Annotated in this window: 2 rRNA genes; both read left to right on the top strand. The window is 49.1% G+C overall.

Annotated elements, in window-relative coordinates:
* Positions 1 to 140: 140 nt before the first annotated feature.
* Positions 141 to 3,061 (top strand): 23S ribosomal RNA (locus tag FFM79_RS12545).
* Positions 3,062 to 3,134: 73 nt separating this feature from the next.
* Positions 3,135 to 3,205: ribosomal RNA gene (gene rrf / locus FFM79_RS12550) — 5S ribosomal RNA — on the top strand; the annotation flags it as partial.

Here is a 3,205-nt window from a genome sequence, read left to right on the forward strand (position 1 = left end):
TTGAAACTTGTTCTTTGAAAACTAGATAATATCAAATATATTTTTTCATAATGAAACCGAGAACACCGCGTTTTTTGAGTTTTTTATTGAAGTTTAATTATCGCTAAACTCATTAATCGCATTTACCGTTAGGTAAATGAGGTTAAGTTAACAAGGGCGCATGGTGAATGCCTTGGCACTAGGAGCCGATGAAGGACGGGACTAACACCGATATGCTTCGGGGAGCTGTACGTAAGCTATGATCCGGAGATTTCCGAATGGGGCAACCCAGCAGTTTTAATCAACTGTTACCACTAGATGAATTCATAGTCTAGTTGGAGGTAAACGCTGTGAACTGAAACATCTCATTAGCAGCAGGAATATAAAGAAAATTCGATTCCCTCAGTAGCGGCGAGCGAACGGGGAACAGCCCAAACCAATGTGCTTGCACATTGGGGTTGTAGGACTGAACATTTGAGTTACCAAAGAACTTGATAGTCGAAGGATTTGGGAAAATCCGCCATAGATGGTGATAGCCCAGTAGACAAAATCAAATTCTCTCAGTTCAGGATCCTGAGTACGGCGGAACACGTGAAATTCCGTCGGAATCCGGGAGGACCATCTCCCAAGGCTAAATACTACCTAGTGACCGATAGTGAACCAGTACCGTGAGGGAAAGGTGAAAAGCACCCCGGGAGGGGAGTGAAATAGTTCCTGAAACCATGTGCCTACAATAAGTCAGAGCGCGTTAATGCGTGATGGCGTGCCTTTTGTAGAATGAACCGGCGAGTTACGATCCCGTGCAAGGTTAAGACTGAAAAGTCGGAGCCGTAGCGAAAGCGAGTCTGAAATGGGCGTTTTAGTACGAGGTTGTAGACCCGAAACCAGGTGACCTATCCATGTCCAGGTTGAAGGTGCGGTAAAACGCACTGGAGGACCGAACCCGTGTAAGTTGAAAATTGCTGGGATGAGGTGTGGATAGCGGTGAAATTCCAAACGAACTTGGAGATAGCTGGTTCTCTCCGAAATAGCTTTAGGGCTAGCCTCGGAATTAGGATCATGGAGGTAGAGCACTATTTGGACTAGGGGCCCGTCTTGGGTTACTGAATTCAGATAAACTCCGAATGCCATTGATTCATATCCGGGAGTCAGACGGTGAGTGATAAGATCCATCGTCGAAAGGGGAACAGCCCAGACCATCAGTTAAGGTCCCTAAATGTATGCTAAGTGGAAAAGGATGTGGAGTTGCATAGACAACTAGGATGTTGGCTCAGAAGCAGCCACCATTTAAAGAGTGCGTAATAGCTCACTAGTCGAGTGATCCTGCGCCGAAAATGTACCGGGGCTAAGCATACTACCGAAACCATGGATGCGACCATTAGGTCGCGTGATAGGAGAGCGTTCTAAGGGCGGTGAAGCAAGATCGTGAGGACTTGTGGAGCGCTTAGAAGTGAGAATGCCGGTATGAGTAGCGAAAGATAGGTGAGAATCCTATCCACCGAATGACTAAGGTTTCCTGGGGAAGGCTCGTCCTCCCAGGGTTAGTCGGGACCTAAGTCGAGGCCGAGAGGCGTAGACGATGGATAACAGGTTGAGATTCCTGTACTAGTTAAGTGCGTTTGAACGATGGAGGGACGCAGGAGGCTAAGATGTGCATTCTGTTGGATTAGAATGTCCAAGCAGTAAGTCTGAAACAGAGTCAAATGCTTTGTTTCTTAAGGACAAGCTGTGATGGGGAGCGAAATTTTAGTAGCGAAGCGTCTGATGTCACACTGCCGAGAAAAGCTTCTAGTGAGTACTTAACTACCCGTACCGCAAACCGACACAGGTAGTCGAGGAGAGAATCCTAAGGTGAGCGAGTGAACTCTCGTTAAGGAACTCGGCAAAATGACCCCGTAACTTCGGGAGAAGGGGTGCTGATCGCAAGATCAGCCGCAGTGAATAGGCCCAGGCGACTGTTTATCAAAAACACAGGTCTCTGCAAAATCGTAAGATGACGTATAGGGGCTGACGCCTGCCCGGTGCTGGAAGGTTAAAAGGATGGGTTAGCTTCGGCGAAGCTCAGAATTGAAGCCCCAGTAAACGGCGGCCGTAACTATAACGGTCCTAAGGTAGCGAAATTCCTTGTCGGGTAAGTTCCGACCCGCACGAAAGGCGTAACGATCTGGGCACTGTCTCAACGAGAGACTCGGTGAAATTATATTGTCCGTGAAGATGCGGACTACCCGCGACAGGACGGAAAGACCCCATGGAGCTTTACTGTAGCTTGATATTGAGTGTTTGTACAGCTTGTACAGGATAGGTAGGAGCCATAGAAACCGGAACGCTAGTTTCGGTGGAGGCGTTGGTGGGATACTACCCTCGCTGTATGACCACTCTAACCCTCACCACTAAGCGTGGTGGGAGACAGTGTCAGGTGGGCAGTTTGACTGGGGCGGTCGCCTCCCAAAAAGTAACGGAGGCGCCCAAAGGTTCCCTCAGAATGGTTGGAAATCATTCGCAGAGTGTAAAGGCACAAGGGAGCTTGACTGCGAGACAGACAGGTCGAGCAGGGACGAAAGTCGGGCTTAGTGATCCGGTGGTACCGTATGGAAGGGCCATCGCTCAACGGATAAAAGCTACCCTGGGGATAACAGGCTTATCTCCCCCAAGAGTCCACATCGACGGGGAGGTTTGGCACCTCGATGTCGGCTCATCGCATCCTGGGGCTGTAGTCGGTCCCAAGGGTTGGGCTGTTCGCCCATTAAAGCGGTACGCGAGCTGGGTTCAGAACGTCGTGAGACAGTTCGGTCCCTATCCGTCGCGGGCGTAGGAAATTTGAGAGGAGCTGTCCTTAGTACGAGAGGACCGGGATGGACATACCTCTGGTGTACCAGTTGTGCCGCCAGGCGCATTGCTGGGTAGCTACGTATGGATGTGATAAACGCTGAAAGCATCTAAGTGTGAAACACACCTCGAGATGAGATTTCCCATTCCTTTATGGAAGTAAGACCCCTGAAAGATGATCAGGTAGATAGGTTAGAAGTGGCAGTGCGGCGACGCATGAAGCGGACTAATACTAATCGGTCGAGGACTTAACCAAGTAAATGGTGGTCCGGTTCATTAGAGAAATTATTTGATATTAGCTAGTTTTGAGAGCACAAGTTTCTCAATAGTGTGGTGACGATGGCGAGAAGGATACACCTGTTCCCATGTCGAACACAGAAGTTAAGCTTCTTAGCGCCGA

Origin of the sequence: Lactiplantibacillus modestisalitolerans (genome assembly GCF_005405425.1) — a bacterium.
Taxonomy (GTDB): Bacteria; Bacillota; Bacilli; order Lactobacillales; family Lactobacillaceae; genus Lactiplantibacillus; species Lactiplantibacillus modestisalitolerans.